This window comes from Tsukamurella sp. DT100 (genome assembly GCF_049844855.1).
In the GTDB taxonomy this organism is placed as follows: domain Bacteria; phylum Actinomycetota; class Actinomycetes; order Mycobacteriales; family Mycobacteriaceae; genus Tsukamurella.
Window position 1 is genome coordinate 24,439 of record NZ_JBNCLV010000013.1, and the last position, 18,632, is coordinate 43,070.

Sequence of the window (18,632 nt, forward strand, 5' to 3'; positions counted from 1 at the left end):
CCTGCCCGATCGGGCAGGTACCCGTCAGCGCAGCGCGTTCCCGAGCTCCGCCGCCCGCGCGATCAGCTGGTCCGCGTCGCGGGCGGTGACCACCGCGTCGCAGTGCTCGCGGTAGACGGGCATCGCGCACGTGGCCTGCGCCCAGTACCGCTCCGGCTCGGGCGTGATCCAGGCCAGCCGGTGCACCCGCCGCCGAAGCTCCGCGAGGTGTTCGGCACCGTCGGGCAGGCCGCCGGAGCGCCCGTCGCCCACGATGAGCACCGACGTGCGCCGGGTGAGACCGGCGGGCGCCGTGAGCAGTTCGGCGAAGACCCGGGCGTAGTCGCTGGAGGCCTCGAGGTCGATCTCCGGGTCGGCGAGCACGCGGGCGAGGGCGTCGTCGCCCGCGCCGGGCAGGAGGGCTTCGGTCACGTCCACTGGCCGGTCGACGAAGCCGTAGACCTCGCACCGCGCGGTGCGCCGCCGGAGCGACTGCGCGAGGCGCAGGACGAACGCGGTGACCGGCCGCACCGAGAGCGACACGTCCGCGAGGATCAGCAGCCGCAGCCGGTCGGGGCGGGGGACTCGGGTGGCGAGACGGAACGGGACGCCGTCGGTGCGCTGCGCGGTCCGGGCGGTCGCACGCAGGTCGAGCCGGCCGTGACCGTGGTAGCGCACCCGCTCGCGGGGCGCGCCGCGCATGCGGCGCAGCACCTCGTGCACCGCCAGTTCCAGCTCGGCGTGCGGGCGCGATTCGACCTCGCCCGGCGGCCCGGGCGAGGTCTGGCCGGCCGCGGCCAGCGCCTCGACGAAGGCGCTCAGCGCCGCAGCCAGGCGGTCCGCGGTGGCCTGCGTGAGCTCCTGTTCCGGTCCGGCGTCGGCGTAGACGCGGCTCGGGTCGTAGCGGTCCAGCCAGGCCAGGATCGCCGCCGGATCGTCCCAGCGCAGCGTGCCGGACGCGGCCATCGCGGCACCGTCGGACAGCGCCCCGACCTCGGCGGTCCCGGCCCGCGCCACGTCGAGGGTGTAGCTGACGCCGCGGCGGCCGCCGTCCTCGGCGGAGACCGCGAGCTCCGCGTCCGCCGCCGCAGTCACCGAGAAGTCGTCGTCGTCCTTGTGCGGGTTGAAGCCCTCGTCCGCCTCGGGGGTGTCGACGACGAGGTCGCCGACCTCCGCGGCCCGCTCGTTGTAGTCGGCGTAGCGGCCGACCTCCGCGTCGGGGTCGAGGACGAGGTCCTCGGGCAGGCCGCCGGTGAGCGCCGCGTGGGCCGGTGCCGCGTCCGGGGCGTCGACGCCGTGCCGCGCGGCGGCGAAGAGCTCGGCGAACGCGGCGTCGAAGCCGGCGTCCTCGTGCGCGTACTTGACGCAGGTCGCCCGCAGGCCCGCGCCGAGTCGCGCCCGGTCGCGGGCCCCGTAGAGCGCCAGCACGCGCCGCACCTCGATCACCTCGGCGGGGGAGGCGCCGACGCCGTGCGCGCGCAGCCGGGTGCCGAACGCCGCCGCCACGACGTCGAGCAGGCCCGCGGTCTCAGTTGCCGCCACGGCCCCGGCCCCCGTGCCCGCGGAAGACGGCCGTCGTGGTGTTGGCGGGGTTCGACGCCACCGTCGTCCGGTCCGGCCGGCCCGTCGCCTCCATCGGGCCCGACGGTGCGCCCGCGTCCCGCGTCCGCACCAGGTCCACGTCGGTCGAGTACTTGAGGAGCGCGGCGTAGAGCAGCTCCGGCCGGTCGGCCGGCGCGGTTCCGCTGCCGGCCAGCACGGCCGCGATGCGGGCCGCGTCGATCACCTCCGAGATCGACGGGCTCTTGCGCAGTGGCAGGTCCCGCAGCCGGCCCGCGAGCTCGACCACCTCCGCGACCGCCGCCGGCTCGACCTCGGGGGCGCGCGCGGCGACGATGTCGCGCTCGCGATCCGCGGCGGGGTAGCCGAGGTGGTAGTGCAGGCAGCGGCGTTTGAGGGCGGCGCTGAGCTCGCGGGTGTCGTTGGAGGTCAACACGACCCACGGCCGGGTGCGGGCGGCGAAGGTGCCGATCTCGGGCACCGTCACCTGGTTCTCCGCCAGGACCTCCAGTAGCAACGCCTCCATCGACTCCTCGGTGCGATCCACCTCGTCGACCAGCAGCACCACCGGTTCCTCCGAGAGGATCGCGGCGAGCAGCGGGCGCGCCGCGAGGAAGGTCTCCGAGTAGAGACCGAAGTCCTTGGCGGCCAGATGCGCCGACGCCTGGTCCAGGGTGTCGAAGGCCGCCAACTCGGTGCCGATCCGGTCCCGCAGCATCTGCACGTGCAGCAGCTGCCGGGCGTAGTCCCACTCGTAGAGCGCGCGGCTGTCGTCCAGCCCCTCGTGGCACTGCAGTCGGATCAGCCGGCGGCCGGCGACCTGCGCGAGTGCCTTCGCCAGCTCGGTCTTGCCGACGCCCGCCGGCCCTTCCAGCAGTAGCGGCCGGCCGAGCACCGTCGACAGGTGGACCACGGTGGCCAGGTCGGGGTCCGCTATGTAGTCCGCGCCGCGCAGCGCCTCCCGCAGCGCGGGCCCGTCGGCGAATCCCGCTTCCGCCGTGGGCGTCTCGATCAAGGCCACCGTGGTCATCTCTGCTCTCCTCCCGAGTCCTCGTGGTGTCAGTACGTGCCGTTGATGCAGTGGTCGACGACGGGGATCATCGACGAGACCGTGACCTCGCGCGGGTTGCCCGGCGTGCACCAGTCGCCCTGGATGTGCTCGGAGATGGCGAGCACCGACTTCTCGTCGCCCTTGATCACCTCGCCTCGGCCCGCGTACTTGCCCGAATTCATCTGGTTCTTCTCGTACGAGTCCGTGCGGATCTGCCCGAAGTTGTCCGGGATGCCCACGTCCTTCGCCAGCCGGATCGCCGCCTCCACAGCCGCGTCCGCCGCCTGCACCGTGGTCATGTTGCGGGTGTCGACCCCCATCGCGACCGCGATCTCGGCGTAACGCTCGTAGCGCGAGGGCAGGTTGTACTCCCACACGCGGGGCAGCGCGATCGCGTTGTTGAGGCCGTGGTGGCTGTCGAAGAAGGCGGAGACCGCGTGCGAGATCGAGTGCACGATGCCGAGGCCGCCCGAGTTGAAGGCCTGCGCCGAGATGTACTGGGCGTTCATCATGCCCTCGCGGGCCTTGAGGTTGCGCGGCTCGAAGGTGGCCTCGCGCAGGTTCTTCGCGACCAGCTCGATGGAGTACAGGGCGTTGCCCAGCGACGGCGCGAAGTCGAGCCGGGAGACGTAGGGCTCACTGCCGTGCGCGAGGACGTCGAAGCCGCAGTACGCCGTGAAGTGCTGCGGGCACGAGTAGTACAGCAGCGGATCGTCGATCGCGAGCGTCACGATGGAGGCCTCGTCGAAGGCCACCCACTTGTGCGGCTTGTCCATGTCGGAGGTGTCGGTGATGACGTACGCCCACGAGGTCTCCGAGCCGGTGCCGGCGGTGGTGGAGACGGCGATGTGGGGCGGGTTCTTCTTGTTGGTGGACTTGGCGAAGCCCTCGAACTCGTTGATGTTGCGGCCGTCGTGCGCGATCACCACACGCGCGCCCTTGGCGGCGTCGTGGCTGGAGCCGCCGCCCACGGAGATGATGCTGTCGCACTTCTCCTTCTCGTACATGGCCGCGGCTTCCATGACGTTGTAGTCCTTGGGGTTCGACTCCACCTTGTCGAACAGGACCACCTCGACGCCCTGGTACTCGATCTTGCCGATGAGCTCCTCGATGATGCCCGAGCCGCGCAGGCCGGTGGTCACCAGCAGGGCGCGCTTGAAGCCGAGGTTCTTCGCCTCCACGCCGATGATGTCGTGCGCGCCGACCCCCATCAGCGCGCGGGGGAAGGGATGGAACTCCTTGATCGGGAAGTCCCAGATCTGGTTCAGCTCGATGGCCATGTCGTCTCTCCTGCGTCTGCGGTCCGGGCGAGATGGCGTGATCCATCTCACAGGGACACTGTGGGCGCGGAGAGTCGTGCGGGGGAGGGCCTCGGGGCGAAACCGTCCGGCCGCCACCCCTGCCCCGTCCGGTCGGGCAGGTGCGGCACCGGCCCGACCGGCGGGCGCTGAGGCGCTCTAATGCGTGCCGGCGCGGAGGTAGTGCCCGGTCTGCTGATCGCGGCCGTAGCCGGGGACGAACTCGCCGAGCCGGAAGACGATGCGGCCGCCGATGCCCGTGGCGACGACGGTCGCGTCGTTGCGGTTGACCATGCGTGAGAGGTCGTCGAAGAACGGCGCTTCGGCCTCGTTGTACGCGTCGACGGTCTCGTCCAGCCGCTCCGGATCGACGATCACGAAATCGGCGCGGTCGCCCTCGCGCAGGAAGCCGGCGTCGAGCCCGAACCAGGCGCCCAGCTCGCCGGTGAGGCGGTGCACGGCCCGGCCCAGCGGCAGCACCGTGCGGCCCGCCTCGTCGGCGTCGCGCATCCGCTTGAGGAAGCGCAGCGGGAAGTTGTAGAAGGCCATGTTGCGCAGGTGCGCTCCCGCATCGGAGAAGCCCAGGTGCAGGTTCGGATCCTTGGCCATCTCGTCGAGCACCGCGGGGCGGTCGTTGCCGACGGTGGTGGTCCAGCGGACGTTCTTCTCCCCGTTCTCGACGAGGACGTCCAGGAAGGCGTCGAGCGGCGCGATGCCGCGCTCGTCGGCGATCGCGCCGAAACTCCGGCCGATCAGCGAAACGTCGGGGCAGTCGACGATGACCGCGTCGTGGAAGTCCTTGTGCCACAGGCCGGGCTTGTGCTTCTTGAGGGCGAACTCGCGCCGGAACCGGCGGCGGTACTCGGTGTCGGCCATGAGCTCGTTGCGCTCGAGCTGGTCCCGGATGTGCAGCGCGGCGGTCCCTGCGCCGAACTCCTCGAAGACCGGCAGGTCGATGCCGTCGGAGTAGAGGGTGAAGGGCAGCGGCAGGTGCTGGAAGGCGACCCGGGAGCCGAAGACCCGGTTGCCGAGCGCGGCGGCGGTGCTGAAGAGGCGGTGCGCGCCGCGGGCGGACTTCGAATCAGCCGCGACCAGCAGGCTCACCGGAACCGTGCGGCCGCGCGCGAACAGCCGGCTGCTGGACGCGAGGAAGAACATCACCACCGTGAGCGGGTTGTTGATGTTGGGCGCGCTCTGCAGGATCCGGCCGCGCTTGCGCAGGACGTTGATGAGGTGCCACCGCTCGTGCCACCAGGCGTAGGTGGAGGGCAGTGCTCGGGAGCGGAAGCGGTCACCGTCGAGCTTGTCGATGGGGGCGTCCATCCCGGACATGCCCACCATGCCGGCGTCGAGAGCGCGGTCGAGCATCTCCGCCATGCGGCGCAGTTCCGCCCGGGACGGGAACGACCAGGTGTCGGTGGCGCGGCGCAGGCCCATCACGGCGGTGCGCAAGTCGGAATGGCCCAGGAACGACGCGACGTTGGGGCCGAGCGGCAGCGAGTCGAGGCGCTTGACGTAGCCCTCGGGTTCGGTCCAGTCCTGGAAGTCCTCCAGCGCGGCGATGACGTGCTTGCGGGGCACCGCCTCGACGCGGCTGAACAGGTCGGCGGCGTCCTCGGGGCGGGCGTAGACGGTGGACATCGAGCAGCAGCCCAGGATCGCGGTCGTCACGCCGTGCCGGACGGATTCGCCGAGTCCGGGGTTGAGGAGGATCTCGGCGTCGTAGTGGGTGTGGATGTCGACGAAGCCGGGCAGGACCCACTTCCCGTTCGCGTCGATCACCTCGGGGCACCCGGCCTCGTCGAGCGGCTCCGCCGAGACGGTGGCGACGCGATCGCCGACGATGCCGAGGTGCGCGCGCCGGGGCTCGGCGCCCGTCCCGTCGAACCAGAGGCCGTCGCGGATGATGAGGTCGTAGCGCATGGGGCTCCCCGCTCGTCGTGTGACGATTGCAAGCGTAATCGATCCCGCGGTCGCGCGCCGGGCCCTGCGGGAATGGGCCCGGCGCGCGGGAGCTCAGCGAGCGGAGGCCAGGTGGCGCTCGGTGGCGGCGGTCAGCTCGTCGAGCAGCGCGGCCAGCTCGGCAGGGCGGCGGTCGATCGGGGCGAAGGCGCCGGCACCGTCGAAATCGGTGAACAGACCCAGGCTGACCTGGGCGCGGGCGTCGACCATGGAGAAGTTGGCGGTGATCTGGCGCCAGTGCTCCACGGCGCGGACGCCGCCGTCGGCGCCGTAGGCGACGAAGCCGACGGTCTTGCCGGCCCACTCGGGTCCGATCGAGTCGAAGGCGTTCTTGAAGGCGCCGGGGATGGAGTGGTTGTACTCCGGGGTGACGAAGACGAAGCCGTCCTGGGCGTCGATCGCCTCGCCCCAGGCGGTGACCGCCGCGCTGTCGTACTGACGGTTCGCGGCGCCCGGCACGGTGGCGGAGGTCAGCAGCGGGACGTCGAACTCCTTGAGGTCCAGCACGGTGACCTCGACGCCGTCGCGCGCCGCTGCGGCCGCGGCGACCCACTGGCCGACCTGCTCGGCCTTGCGGCCGTCGCGGATGGAGCCGAGGATGATGCCGATCTTCATAGGGGTCCTTTCGATGGGGTTTCTCGCCCGCTCGGGCGTGGTGTCCACCGTAGCGGAGCGGACCGCGGTCCGCTAGGTGCGTCATGGGTCTAGACTGTCTGGACTGATCTCGGTACCCTGGACGCATGCGGGAATGGCAGGTGCAGGAGGCCAAGCAGCGCCTCAGTGAGCTGCTGCGCGCCGTCGGCGAGGGGGAGCCGCAGGTGATCACCCGGCACGGCGATCCCATCGCGGTGGTCGTGGACATCGAGGACTTCCGCGCGACGCACGGACGGGATCGGAAGCCGAGCTTCTCCGAATTCCTGCTGTCGGCGCCCGCCGTCGATGACTTCGAGATTCCCGAGCGCACCGTCGACCCGGATCGCACGGAGGGGCTCTTCGATTGACCGCGGCGTACCTCTTGGACACGAACGTGGTGTCGGAGTCCATGAAGCGCCGCCCCAACCAGGCGGTGGTCGAATGGCTCGCCGGCGTGGGGAACGCCGGATACCTCAGTGTGCTCACCATCGGTGAGCTGCGCCGTGGCGAGCGCATGTTGGCTCGGAGGGACCCCCGGCAGGCGGAGGCCGTCGCGACGTGGATCGCGGGTATCGAGGACGCCTACCGCGATCAGATCATCGATCTGGACATCCCCGCGGCTACACGATGGGGAGAGATATCGGCGACGGGCCGGACGCTGCCGATCGTCGACGCCCTCATCGCCGCCACGGCGCTCGCCCACGACCTCACGCTGGTCACCAGGAACGTCCAGGACTTCGAGGGCCTCGACGTCCGGACCCTGAACCCGTTCGGCTGATGGCGGGCACAATCGGTCCCATGGCAGACGATCCGGTTCTCGAGCAGGTCGGCCCGCGGCTCCGCGCGATCCGGCAGGAGCGCGACATCACCCTGACCGCGGTCGCGGAGGCCACGGGCATCTCGGTGAGCACGCTCTCGCGGTTGGAGGGCGGCACCCGCAAGCCCACCCTGGAGCTGTTGCTGCCGCTCGCGCGCACGTACGGCCTGCCGCTCGACGAGCTCGTCGACGCGCCCGAGACGGGCGATCCGCGCGTGCGGCTCAAGCCGGTGCGGCACGGCGACCACGTCATCGTGCCGCTCACCCGCCGCGCCGGTGGGCTGCGCACGTTCAAGGAGGTCATCCGGCCCCGGCCCGGGGCGCAGACGCGCACGCAGGTCTCGCATCCCGGCTACCACTGGCTGTACGTGCTCGACGGGAACCTGCGGCTGCTGCTGGGGGAGAAGGACATGGTGATCAAGCCCGGCGAGGTGATCGAATTCGACACCCGGCTGCCGCACTGGTTCGGCAGCGCCGACGGCGAGCCCGTCGAGTACCTGGGCATCTACGGCCCGCAGGGCGAGCGCGCCCACCACGTGGGGCGCGCGGAGCCGGAGTAGCGGTCAGTCGCCGCCGAGGCCGGTGACCTTCTTGAGCTGATTGACGCCGGGGAGTTTGCCGACGCCCCGTTCGACGCCGCGCTGTACGTCGCTGAGCTTGTTGGTCACGTCGACCAGCGGCGGGAGCACCGCATCCAGCGTGTTGAGGGCCGGGTCGGCGACGGCGGTGAGCCGCTCCACACGGTCGATGACGTTGTTGGCGCGCTCGATCATGTCGGCCATCGCGAGCATCACCTTCGGCAGCTCGGCGATGAGCTCGATGGTGTCGGGCGGGATGGTGCTGAGCTTGCTGACGCTGGTCACCGTGCGGCCGGTGTTGTCCATCGCCTTGCCGGCGGCGGACCGCACGGAGTCGACCAGGTCGTTGACCGATTCGCTGATGCTGGGTGGGGCCTTCGGGGGCTCCGGCTTTCTCGCCATGTCTCGATCATCGCTCGCGAGGGTGCCCTGGCGTGGGATTTCGCTCTGGACGCGCGACTCGGTATCGGTACTGGTCCGTGAGGAGGAGAGGCGTCAGCGTGTTCTCGTGGCCCGTGTGAACAGGCATCGTTCGATACAGTGTTGCGATGGCGAAAACTTGTCGGTGGGTCGGCGTAGCGTCAGGGCATGGACGAAGACGTTGGTGTAGAGGATGACCGACCACCCGATGGTGGCGTGGCGGAGCGGTTGCGTTCGATGGAGCGGCGGCGGTGTCGGACGGTGTTCGAGCAGTACCGGTTGGCGGCGGAGTTGCTGCGGGAGCGGGTGTGCGAGCGGGTCGCGGCGGGGTTGCCGCAGGATCGCTGGCAGCAGGGTGTGGCGGCGGAGGTCGGGTTGGCCATGCATTTGTCGCCGAACACAGCCGCGAGGTTTGTGAATCGGGCGGTGGAGCTGGAGAAGAGCCTGCCTCACACCCGCGCCCGCCTGCGGGACGGTGACCTCTCCCCGGAGGCGGTCCCGGTGATCGTCGGTGGCCTCGCGCACCTGGACGCATCGGACCGCCATGTCGCGGATGCGCAGTTGTGTGCCGATCCGGCGACGCTCGCGGGGATGGGGCTCAAGCAACTCGCCACGCGGGTCGAGCAGGTCGCGTATCGGCTGGACGCGCAGGCGACGGTGGATCGGAATGCGTCCGCGGAGAAGGACCGGACGGTGACGATCCGCCCGCTGCTCGAGGGGATGGCCAGGGTGTCGTTGCTGCTACCGGTCGCTCAAGGGGTCGGCATCTACGCGGCGCTGCGCAAGCATGCCGCAACGTTGATCGGGATCGGCGCGGACCTGCGGACGCGGGGGCAGATCATGGCCGACACCGCCTTCGCTCGGATCACCGGCCGCGAGGCCACCGAAGGCCAACCGGTCACGGTGAACCTGACGATGCCCGCCACCGTCCTCCTCGGCGACCAGCCGGGCACCGCGCATCTCGACGGTGGTGGGACGGTGCCGGCGGAGATCGCCCGCAACCTCGTCGGCCGGGCCACCGCCGCCGGCGTTGCCTGGGTCAAACGCCTCTACCTTGCGCCCGAGTCGGGCGCGGTCGTCGGCATGGACTCCCGGCAGCGCTGCTTCCCCGATGGGTTGGCGGAGATGATCCGGGCACGGGACCGGTACTGCCGCACCCCGTACTGCGACGCTCCGATCGCGCACACCGACCACGTCGTCCCGCACGCGGCCGGCGGCCCCACCAGCTTCGAGAACGGGCAGGGGCTGTGCGCCGCGTGCAACTACGCCAAGGAAGCAGCCGGCTGGACCAGCGCCGTCATCGATGACGCGAGCGGGCGGCACACCGTCGAAACGCGGACACCGAGCGGACATGCGCACCGGTCCACCGCGCCGGAGCAGGCGGCCTAGAGACTCGCGCCGAATCGCTGCACGGCGGCGCGGGCGGTGCGCAGGCCCTCGCTGTCGGGGCCGTCGACGGTGACTTCGCCCGAGGGAAGGAGGGTGACCTCGCCGATCGAGTCGCCGGTGGTGTTCACGCGGACGGCCCAGGCGTAGGCCTCATCGGCCAGCCAGGCGTCGGGGCGCAGTTCCGTGAGGTACCACGCCCCGACGTTCAGGCCGATCGGATCCAAGAATCAGGCCTCGTCGGACTTGATCTCGAGCAGCACGGTGCCCTGGGTGACGGCGGTGCCGGGCTCGACGGACAGGCCGGTGACGATGCCGTCCTTGTGCGCGGCGACCGGGTTCTCCATCTTCATGGCCTCGAGCACCACGACGAGGTCACCGGCGCTGACCTGCTGGCCGTCCTCGACGGCCACCTTGACGACGGTGCCCTGCATGGGGGCGGTCACGGAGTCGCCCGTGGCGGCAACGCCGGCGCCGCGGTCGCGGGTGCGCGCCTTCGGCTTGCGGCGGATGACGCCTGCACCGCCGGCCGCGCCGCCACCGCCGAGCGAGAGCTCGCCGGGCAGTGAGACCTCGACGCGGCGGCCGTCGACGACCACGACGACGTTCTGGCGGGGGAGCGAGTCGTCCTCCTCGATGGCCTGGCCACCGGTGTACGGCTCGATCGGGTTCTCCCAGTCGGTCTCGATCCACTTGGTGTAGACCTCGAAGCCGTTCTCGTCGCCCACGAACGCCGGGTTGGAGACGATGTGGCGGTGGAACGGGATGACCGTCGCGAGGCCCTCGACCTCGAACTCGGCGAGCGCGCGCCGCGAGCGCTCCAGCGCCTCCTGGCGGGTCGCGCCGGTCACGATGAGCTTGGCGAGCATCGAGTCGAACTGGCCGCCGATGACGTCGCCCTGGTCCACGCCGGAGTCGACGCGCACGCCGGGGCCGGTGGGCTCGCGGTACACGCTGATCGGGCCGGGAGCGGGCAGGAAGCCGCGGCCGGCGTCCTCGCCGTTGATGCGGAACTCGAAGCTGTGACCGCGAGGAGTGGGATCCTCCGTGATCGTCAGCTCCTTGCCCTCGGCGATGCGGAACTGCTGGCGCACGAGGTCGATGCCCGCGGTCTCCTCGGTGACCGGGTGCTCGACCTGCAGGCGGGTGTTGACCTCGAGGAAGCTGACCAGGCCGTCGGCGGCGACGAGGAACTCGACGGTGCCGGCGCCGTAGTAGCCCGCCTCGCGGCAGATGCGCTTCGCCGACTCGTGGATGGCGGTGCGCTGCTCCTCGGTGAGGAAGGGCGCGGGCGCCTCCTCGACCAGCTTCTGGAAGCGGCGCTGCAGCGAGCAGTCGCGGGTGCCGGCGACCACGACGTTGCCGTGCTGGTCGGCGATGACCTGGGCCTCGACGTGGCGGGCCTTGTCCAGGTAGCGCTCGACGAAGCACTCGCCGCGGCCGAAGGCGGCGACGGCCTCGCGGGTCGCCGACTCGAACAGCTCGGGGATCTCCTCGATGGTGTACGCGACCTTCATGCCGCGGCCGCCGCCGCCGAACGCCGCCTTGATGGCGACGGGCACGCCGTACTCCTTGGCGAAGGCGACGACCTCGTCGGCGTCCTTGACCGGGTCCTTGGTGCCGGGCGCCATCGGAGCCTCGGCGCGCTCGGCGATGTGCCGCGCGGTGACCTTGTCGCCCAGGTCGCGGATCGAGGCCGGGGACGGGCCGATCCAGGTCAGGCCCGCATCGATGACGGCCTGCGCGAACTCGGCGTTCTCGGACAGGAAGCCGTAGCCGGGGTGGATCGCGTCGGCGCCGGACTTGGCGGCGGCGTCGAGGATCTTGTCGAAGACGAGGTAGGACTCGGCCGAGGTCTGGCCACCGAGGGCGAAGGCCTCGTCGGCGAGGCGCACGAACTTGGCGTCGGCGTCGGGCTCGGCGTACACGGCGACGCTGGTCAGGCCGGCGTCCCGGGCGGCGCGGATGACGCGGACGGCGATCTCACCGCGGTTGGCGATGAGTACCTTCTCGATCTTCTTGTCAGCGTGGGCTGCCACTCAAGTCTCCTCGTTCCGTTGCGGCGCACAGCGGCGCGCCGCCCTCTCCATGTCCCGTCCGGGCGCAACTCCTGACGAGTGTATGCCTACTCACTTGTGGCGCAGCCGACAGTCCCCTCGCGGGTTCGGTTACCCGCGAGTAACCGTCGCATCGCCTATTTCGGTCAACAACGAACGTAGCGCGCCGAGGTACAGAGTGACACTCCGGCGTGCCGTTTCGAAGCCGGGGAACCGTGCCGCCACGTGCAGACCGGACGGCGTGCGCAGCATCCAGAGGTAGACGTCGTCGATCGAGTAGTCGTGCGAGCGGAGCGCCCCGGCCCCGCCCGCGTCGTTGACGTCCGAGCCGGGGGCGGAGCGCGTGTCCATGAACGAGACGACGAAGCGCGGCGGCGGCGCCTGCGAGCGGCCCGGCTCCTCGGCGAGCACCTCGCCGATCCGCAGGTAGGGCAGGGTGCTCCCGATCTTGGACGGCTTCCACGCCGCCTGCGCCCGCTGCGCCAGCTCGCCGAAGGTGCGGGCTCCGGTGGTGTCGAGCCGGAAGGGCGCGATGCCGACGAACCAGCCGAGCGCCGCGATCCACTGTTCAGCGTCGCGGGTGTGCCGGGTGACGGCGCACCGGAAGACGGGGCCGAAGCCGAGGTCGGTGTTGATCTTCGCCATGCACGCGAGTACGCCCGTCACCAGCGATGCGCCCGACTCGGAGCACACGCGGGTGAAGTTGTTGGACCGGTCGTCGTCGAGCAGATGGAAGTTCAGCGACCCCTGCGGCAGCCGGGGCACGCCGTCCGGGTCGCGGCTCAGGGCGGCGCGCGTCTCGTCGGCCAGTGTCTTCGCGCTGAGGGGGAGCAGCGGCATGGGGAAGGGATCGGGCTTGAAGCCGGTCTCGCTGAGGTACTCGTCCCACATCCGCGCGGCCGGGTGGCCCGCGCCCGCGCGGTCAGCGGACTGCCGGTCGGTGTCGGAGTAGTTGACGTAGCTGCCGGTGGGCAGCAGCCGCGGCGGGTCGCCGTGCACGGCTTCCCGGTAGAACTCGCGCAGCTCGTACGGGCTGAGGATGAGGGAGTAGCCGTCGAGCAGGGAGTGGTCGGCCGCGAAGAACAGGGTGAACGAGTCCTCGCGCGCCACCGTCGAGAACATGTAGGCGGGCCAGGTCAGCGGGGCCGTCGACCGGTCGAACTCGCCGAGCAGCTGCTCGGCCAGGGGGCCGGTGGACCGGTAGGTGCCGATCGTCTTGATCCGCAGGTCGACGGTGGCGGTCTGCGCGCTCCGGCGGCGCGGCCGGTCGTCCTCGAGGAAGACGTGGGTGCGCAGCACCTCGTGCCGGTCGATCCACGCGCGCAGCGCGGTGCGCATCCCGGGGATCGACAGCGGCTCGTCGAACTCGATGCCGAGGCCGAGCCAGGATTCGCGCCCGCCGTCGATGTGGCGGCGCCGCAGCACCGCCTGCGCGCCCCGCAGGTGCGCCTCGTGCACGTGCGACGTGGCGCGCGGGTCGTCGCGCCAGCGCGCGGCGGGACCCGTGGTGGGGATCCAGTTGCGCAGTTCACCCGGGCGCAGCGGGTACGCGTCCAGCTCGGTGAATTGCATGGCGGGGCTCGCTTCGTGACAGTGCTACCCGGCGAGCCGGCGCTTGATGCGGGCCAGCATCGCCGACATCCCGCGCAGGCGCAAGGGGCTCACCACGGAGTCGAGGCCGAGGGCGTGGTGGAAGTCGTCGGGCACGGCGACGATCGCCGCGGCCGGCTGCCCGTCGAGGCCCTGCGCCAGGATCGACGCGAAGCCGCGGGTGGTCGGGGCCTCCGGCGGCGCGCTGAAGTACAGCCGCACCGCCTCGGGGTCCGAGGCGTCGACGTCGAGGAACAGCGGCGACTGGCACTCCGGCACCGGCTCCATCGCCGCGGCGGTCAGGTGCTCGGGGAGCTCAGGCAGCTCGCGCGAGAACTCCAGCAGCAGTTCGAGCCGGTCCTGTTCGCCGACCCCGGCGAAGTCGTCGACGATCTCCGCCAGGGGCGCGGGCAGGGCGCTCATGCGCCGGGCGCGGCGCCGGGCTCCTCGCCGCGCACGATGGGGGCCCGCACGGTGTTGCCCCACTCGGTCCACGAGCCGTCGTAGTTCTTGACGTCCGTGAAGCCGAGGAGGTGGGTGAGCACGAACCAGGTGTGGCTCGAGCGCTCGCCGATCCGGCAGTAGGCCGTGACCGGTGCCTGCGGATCGAGGCCGCCGTAGACCTCGAGGAGATCGGCGTGGGGGAGGAACCGGCCGTCCTGCCGGGCGGCCTTGGCCCACGGGATCGACACCGCGGTGGGGATGTGGCCGCCGCGCAGGGCGCCCTCCTCCGGGTAGTCGGGCATGTGGGTGCGCTCGCCCGTGTACTCCTGCGGCGAGCGCACGTCGACGAGGGCGCGCGTGCCGATGTCGGCGCGGACCTGGTCGGCGAACGCGCGGATCACCGTGTCGTCGCGCTCGACGACGGGGTAGTCGCTGCGCGGGTACTCCGGCTGCTCGAGCGAGACGTCGCGGGCGTCGCTGATCCACTTGTCGCGGCCGCCGTCGAGCAGGCGCACGTCCGGGTGGCCGAAGAGGGTGAACACCCACAGGGCGTACGCGGCCCACCAGTTCGACTTGTCGCCGTAGATCACGACGGTGTCGTCGCGGCTGATGCCCTTGGCGCGCATGAGTTCCGCGAACTGCTCGCCGGTGATGTAGTCGCGCGTCACCGGGTCGTTCAGGTGCAGGTGCCAGTCCACCTTCTGCGCGGTCGGGATGTGCCCGATGTCGTAGAGGAGCACGTCCTCGTCGGACTCGATCACCTTGAGGCCGGGGACCCCCAGGTGCCCGCTCAGCCAGTCCGCGGTGACGAGGCGCTCGGGGTGTGCGTAGTCCTGCAGTTCCGCGCTCGGATCGGTCTCGATAGCCACGTCCGCAAGCCTAGCCCCCAGGCCGCCCGGGCGCCCCGCGGCGACCCCGGGCGGCGGCGTGTTCCCGCACTCAGTGGTCCGCGTACTCGGGCAGCGACCGCTCGACGACGCCCTGCAGGTCCGCGGCGGCCGCGAGATTGCTCGCGACGAACAACGAGGTCTCCGCCTCGGTGCCCGTCCATCCCACGTAGAGGTACGGCGGGCGCGGCGGCGCGATCCGGCCGGGGAGCGCGGACCAGGCGAGGCGGAACCACGCGCGGTCGGAGGGGGTGCCGTCGGGCGCGCGGACGGGCGCGGGCAGGGCGCCGACGCCGGCGCACGTCGTCACCGGGTGCGCCGGATCGGCGGGGGCGTCGATGAGCGAGGCCAGCGTGCGACGGGGCAGCAGGGTCAGCAGCGGGCCGAAGGCGTCGTAGCGACCGGCGTCGGGCAGCGCGCCGAGTACGCCCTTGACGTCCGCCCGCAGGGCGACGATCCCATCGGGGCCCGTGGCCGGATCGACGAGGAGCTCGGCGTCGACGATCGCGTTGCCACGCAGGTCGCCGTCCTCGCGCCGGTTCACGGACAGGCCGAGCACGGCCTGCCCGTCGGGCCGGATCCAGCCGAGTTCGGCGGCGATCCGCGCGGCGGACCGGAACAGCAGGGTCGATTCGGTGCCCCCGGATTCCTCGGCCCGCGCCGCGAGCGCCGCGCGGTCGAGGTGCGCGACGGCCCAGCGGTCCGGCCCGACGGGGTGCGCCGGCGCGGGGCCGGTCGAAGCGGTGCCGGTGTGCTCGAGGCGGCCCCGCGCCAGGCGGGCCGCGGCCGCCGCTGCCCGCGCCGCGGCGGGGAGCTCGCGCGCGACCAGGGCGGCGTCACGGCGGACGGCCCGCAGCGGGGTGGTCGCCTCGCGGGGGTAGGGCAGGTCGCGGACGGCGCCCGATGCGGCCTCCGCGACGGCGGTCGCGGTGCCCACCCCGTCGGCGAGGACGTGCGAGACCACCAGGGTCACGGCGGATCCGCCGTCGGTCAGTGGCAGCACGCCCAGGTGCCAGCCCGGCCCCGACCACGGGTCGATCGGGGCGGCGGCGCGCTCGTCGAGCCAGCCGTCGATCGCCTCCCGCGGGCGCGGTGCCGCCTCCACGGCGATCCGCGGCGCGGCGGTGGTCGCGACCCAGCGGTCCCGGCCGAAGGGCAGCGGCGAGTGGGCGATCCGGCGGCCCAGCAGCCCGCCGGTGAGCGCGGTGCGGAACCGCTCGAGCCCGGCGAGGTCGACGCCGTCGTCGTAGATCCAGGTCACCTGGATGAGCGAGTTGCGCCCGGTCGCGCGGGTGCCCGAGGCCGCGCCCTGGTCGACGAACGCCAGCAGGTCGGCCGTCATGCGGCGGCCCCGGCGCCGACGAGACCGGACTCGATCCGGTCCCGGATGCGGCGGGCGGCGTCGGGCGCGAGCGTGCCGGGCGCGTGCCGCAGCTCGATCGACAGCCGTCCGTCGAAGGTGAGGGCGTGGTGGTGCAGGCCGACGAGCGGCGCCAGCGCCTCGGGCGGGGCGCCCCGCACCAGCGCGCGGACCCGCTCGATGTCGACCTCGGAGCTGGTGTGGAAGTCGAGCGCGGTCACGCCCTCCGGGGTCGCCGGTGCCGGGATCGCCCCGATGTTGCTCAGCCGCACGGGAACCCCGCCGGTCACGGTCACCGGGGCGGCGCCGGTGAGGGCGGCGGCGACGGTGCCGTCGGCGAGGTCGGCGCGCAGCCCCTCCAGGACGGCGCGGCCGATCGCCTCGGGGGAGGTGTCGCCGCGCACGGCCACCGGCACCGTGGACGAGCCGGCGAAGTTCGTGACCGCTGCGGCCGGGACGGCGGGCTCGGCGCGGGCCCGGAGGTCGACGGGGCTGAAGACGGCGAGGGGCACCGCCTCGTCGCCGGGCCGGTCGAGCTCGGCGCGCTCCGCGGCGACGATGATGCCCGCCAGCAGGCCGTGCAGGCTCAGGCCGGCCTCCTTGGCGCGGCGGCGCAGGGCGTCGGTGGAGGCCGCGTCGAGGCGGATCCGCTCGAAGGCGAAGTCTCCGGCGTCGACATCGGCCGGCGAGGGCACCGTCGCGGTGGGGTGGACGTCGACGACGGACGGCGCGGGCGGCGCGCCCGCCGCGAGGCGGTCCGCCAGCTCGGTCGGGGCGGCGGGGAGCCCGGCGGGTTCCGCGGGCTCGGCGCCCGAGTACAGCTCCCACAGGCGCAGATTCAGGTACAGGGCGTGCGCGCCGTCGGCGACGGCGTGGCTCACCCCGAGCGTGACGCGGTGCAGGTCGCCGTCGGAGACGAGCTGCACCGCCGCGATCGCCCGCTCGGCGTCGACGCCGAGCCGCACGTCGCCGGGCGCGAACGCGCGCAGCTCGACCTGGATCGGCGCGGACTCCTCGTCGGGCGCGGCGTCGGGCGCGACGAGGTCGAAACCGAAGGCGTGGGGCTCGATCCGGCCCGCGAGGACGGGGTACTCCCGGCGGAGCGCGGCGTAGGCGCGGGCCAGGCGGCCAGCGTCGATCGGGCCGCGGACGGTGAAGCTGCCGCTGGAGGTGGTCCCCGTCAGCACGTAGGGGATCTCGAGCGGGGTCAGGGCTCGTCGGGACATCTCACACCTCCAGCCCGGCGAGGGAGACCACGTCGGCGGCGTCGAAGTCGACGGTGTCGGGCGCCGTCACGGCCGCGACGGTGCGCACGTCCACGCCGTCGTCCTCCGCGATCGACTCGATGATCGTCGCGGCCCGGCGCGCGGGGATGTCGCCGAGGTCGATGAGCGACGAGATGCGCTGCGCCCGACGGCGGGTGGCCGGATCGAGCAGCAGGTCGAAGGCCGCGTGCAGGCGCTCCGCGGTGAGATTGCGCATCGGCAGGCAGGCGCCGACGCCGAGGTCGGTGACCCGCGCGCCCCAGAAGGGCTGGTCCGCGAGTACCGGGCAGATCAGCGTGGGCAGCCCGGCGCGCAGCGACGCGGCCGTCGTGCCCGCCCCGCCGTGGTGCACGGCGGCGGCGCAGTGCGGCAGCACCTCCGCGTGCACCACCTCGTCGACGACCTGGACGTGGTCGCCGAGGTCGGCGCCGACCAGATCGCTCCAGCCGGCGACGATGAGGCCGCGGCGGCCGCGCTCGGCGCAGACGCGGGCGAAGGTGCGTGCCATGCCGTCCGGGTCCGCGATTCGCATGCTGCCGAAGCCCCAGTAGATCGGGGCGTCGCCGTCCTCGAGCCAGGCCATGAGGTCGGCGTCGGTGCGCTTCTGCTCGCCCTGGCGGAGCCAGGCGTCGGCGGGGACCTCGAGGAAGCCGAGCATCGGCCGCGTCCGGCTGAACTCGGGGACCAGGTCCGGGGTGAGGGCGGGGTCGTAGAGCTGCAGGTCGACGATCTCGTTGGCGTCGCGGTTCTTCGCGCGCCGCGAGCGGTACGGCGCCTCGCCCACCGACATCCGGTGGAAGTTCACCGCGGCCCGCACGTGCGTCCAGGTGAAGGAGTCACCGAGCGCCCAGGTCGCGCGCTTGACCATGCGCGGCGACCGCGACAGCACGTCGCTGGTCAGGCCCGCGGGGGTGTACTGGGTCATCGGGTAGACGCTGTTGGTGGTGCCGGGGAAGAACCGGTAGCTGATGATCGTCGCGCCGCTGCGGCGGGTGATCGGCAGCGCGAAATCGACGGCGTCCGAATGGGTCAGCACCACGTCGGCGTCGCGGCACACGGTCTCGGTCTCCCGGGAGATGGTGGCGATGTTGCGCACCAGCCAGCGGCCGTAGGCCCGCATCCGCTCGACGGGGCGGTGGATCACGTCGCGGTAGTCGTCGTCGTAGTCCGGCACGAAGTCGTTGAGCCGGTGGGCGTCCAGGCCCGCGGAGCGGATGAGCCGCACCAGCGGATCGCCCATGGCGGCGATGGTCACCTCGTGCCCGCGGGCGCGGAGCGCGAGCCCGATCGCGATCGTCGGCTGGACGTCGCCGCGGCTCCCCATGGCGAGGATGCAGACCTTCAT

Annotated in this window: 18 protein-coding genes; 4 read left to right on the forward strand and 14 right to left on the reverse strand. The window is 72.3% G+C overall.

Features of this window, described 5'->3' with window-relative positions; translation table 11 throughout:
• Positions 1-24: 24 nt before the first annotated feature.
• From madC to ACLQ3K_RS24060, 5 genes are all read right to left on the reverse strand, one after another.
• Positions 25-1,521, reverse strand: a complete 1,497-nt coding sequence (madC, locus tag ACLQ3K_RS24040; protein WP_426001956.1) for a MadC family VWA domain-containing protein — start codon at positions 1,519-1,521, stop codon at positions 25-27.
• Positions 1,508-2,569, reverse strand: coding sequence for a MadB family AAA-type ATPase (locus tag ACLQ3K_RS24045; RefSeq protein WP_426001957.1), 1,062 nt, complete (start codon positions 2,567-2,569; stop codon positions 1,508-1,510). Before ACLQ3K_RS24045 ends, madC begins: the two co-directional genes overlap by 14 nt.
• Before the next feature lie 29 nt (positions 2,570-2,598).
• Positions 2,599-3,870, reverse strand: coding sequence for an NDMA-dependent methanol dehydrogenase (gene mdo, locus ACLQ3K_RS24050; RefSeq protein ID WP_224647266.1), 1,272 nt, complete (start codon positions 3,868-3,870; stop codon positions 2,599-2,601).
• A gap of 177 nt (positions 3,871-4,047) precedes the next feature.
• Positions 4,048-5,811, reverse strand: coding sequence for an N-acyl-D-amino-acid deacylase family protein (locus ACLQ3K_RS24055; protein ID WP_426001958.1), 1,764 nt, complete (start codon positions 5,809-5,811; stop codon positions 4,048-4,050).
• A 93-nt stretch (positions 5,812-5,904) separates the two neighbouring features.
• Positions 5,905-6,465 (reverse strand): NADPH-dependent FMN reductase, encoded by a 561-nt coding sequence (locus ACLQ3K_RS24060; protein ID WP_426001959.1) that lies wholly within the window; start codon positions 6,463-6,465, stop codon positions 5,905-5,907.
• Between the two features lie 125 nt (positions 6,466-6,590).
• Here ACLQ3K_RS24060 and ACLQ3K_RS24065 point away from each other — a divergent pair, with 125 nt between their 5' ends.
• Genes ACLQ3K_RS24065 through ACLQ3K_RS24075 form a run of 3 tightly spaced genes read left to right on the forward strand, consistent with a single transcriptional unit; the run spans position 6,591 to position 7,860 of the window.
• Positions 6,591-6,851, forward strand: coding sequence for a type II toxin-antitoxin system Phd/YefM family antitoxin (locus tag ACLQ3K_RS24065; RefSeq protein ID WP_426001960.1), 261 nt, complete (start codon positions 6,591-6,593; stop codon positions 6,849-6,851).
• A complete protein-coding gene (locus tag ACLQ3K_RS24070) occupies positions 6,848-7,261 on the forward strand; it encodes a type II toxin-antitoxin system VapC family toxin (protein ID WP_426001961.1) in 414 nt (137 codons plus the stop codon). The genes ACLQ3K_RS24065 and ACLQ3K_RS24070 overlap by 4 nt, the downstream gene beginning before the upstream one ends.
• 20 nt (positions 7,262-7,281) lie before the next feature.
• Positions 7,282-7,860: a helix-turn-helix domain-containing protein gene (locus ACLQ3K_RS24075; RefSeq protein WP_224647257.1), complete on the forward strand. Its 579-nt coding sequence runs from the start codon at positions 7,282-7,284 to the stop codon at positions 7,858-7,860.
• A 3-nt stretch (positions 7,861-7,863) separates the two neighbouring features.
• Here the strand turns inward: ACLQ3K_RS24075 and ACLQ3K_RS24080 are convergent, their stop codons facing one another.
• A complete protein-coding gene (locus tag ACLQ3K_RS24080; protein ID WP_224647255.1) occupies positions 7,864-8,280 on the reverse strand; it encodes a hypothetical protein in 417 nt (138 codons plus the stop codon).
• A 186-nt stretch (positions 8,281-8,466) separates the two neighbouring features.
• On the opposite strand from ACLQ3K_RS24080, the gene ACLQ3K_RS24085 reads away from it, so the two are divergent.
• On the forward strand, positions 8,467-9,687 hold the full coding sequence (locus tag ACLQ3K_RS24085; RefSeq protein ID WP_426001962.1) for a DUF222 domain-containing protein: 1,221 nt from the start codon (positions 8,467-8,469) through the stop codon (positions 9,685-9,687).
• Here ACLQ3K_RS24085 and ACLQ3K_RS24090 read toward each other — a convergent pair.
• From ACLQ3K_RS24090 to ACLQ3K_RS24125, 8 genes are all read right to left on the reverse strand, one after another.
• Positions 9,684-9,911: a hypothetical protein gene (locus tag ACLQ3K_RS24090; protein WP_426001963.1), complete on the reverse strand. Its 228-nt coding sequence runs from the start codon at positions 9,909-9,911 to the stop codon at positions 9,684-9,686. The genes ACLQ3K_RS24085 and ACLQ3K_RS24090 overlap by 4 nt on opposite strands.
• A gap of 3 nt (positions 9,912-9,914) precedes the next feature.
• Entirely contained in the window at positions 9,915-11,723 is a 1,809-nt protein-coding gene (locus ACLQ3K_RS24095; RefSeq protein WP_224647250.1) for an acetyl/propionyl/methylcrotonyl-CoA carboxylase subunit alpha, read from the reverse strand.
• 129 nt (positions 11,724-11,852) lie between these two features.
• A complete protein-coding gene (locus ACLQ3K_RS24100) occupies positions 11,853-13,313 on the reverse strand; it encodes a condensation domain-containing protein (RefSeq protein ID WP_224647249.1) in 1,461 nt (486 codons plus the stop codon).
• Between the two features lie 24 nt (positions 13,314-13,337).
• A complete protein-coding gene (locus ACLQ3K_RS24105) occupies positions 13,338-13,754 on the reverse strand; it encodes a SufE family protein (RefSeq protein ID WP_224647247.1) in 417 nt (138 codons plus the stop codon).
• A complete protein-coding gene (locus ACLQ3K_RS24110) occupies positions 13,751-14,644 on the reverse strand; it encodes a sulfurtransferase (RefSeq protein ID WP_224647245.1) in 894 nt (297 codons plus the stop codon). Before ACLQ3K_RS24110 ends, ACLQ3K_RS24105 begins: the two co-directional genes overlap by 4 nt.
• Before the next feature lie 70 nt (positions 14,645-14,714).
• Positions 14,715-16,004 carry a hypothetical protein gene (locus tag ACLQ3K_RS24115; protein ID WP_426001964.1) on the reverse strand — a complete coding sequence of 430 codons (1,290 nt, stop codon included), beginning with the start codon at positions 16,002-16,004 and terminating at the stop codon, positions 14,715-14,717.
• Positions 16,001-17,248, reverse strand: coding sequence for a phthiocerol/phthiodiolone dimycocerosyl transferase family protein (locus ACLQ3K_RS24120; protein WP_426001965.1), 1,248 nt, complete (start codon positions 17,246-17,248; stop codon positions 16,001-16,003). Before ACLQ3K_RS24120 ends, ACLQ3K_RS24115 begins: the two co-directional genes overlap by 4 nt.
• Before the next feature lies 1 nt (position 17,249).
• On the reverse strand, positions 17,250-18,632 hold the full coding sequence (locus ACLQ3K_RS24125) for a glycosyltransferase (protein WP_426001966.1): 1,383 nt from the start codon (positions 18,630-18,632) through the stop codon (positions 17,250-17,252).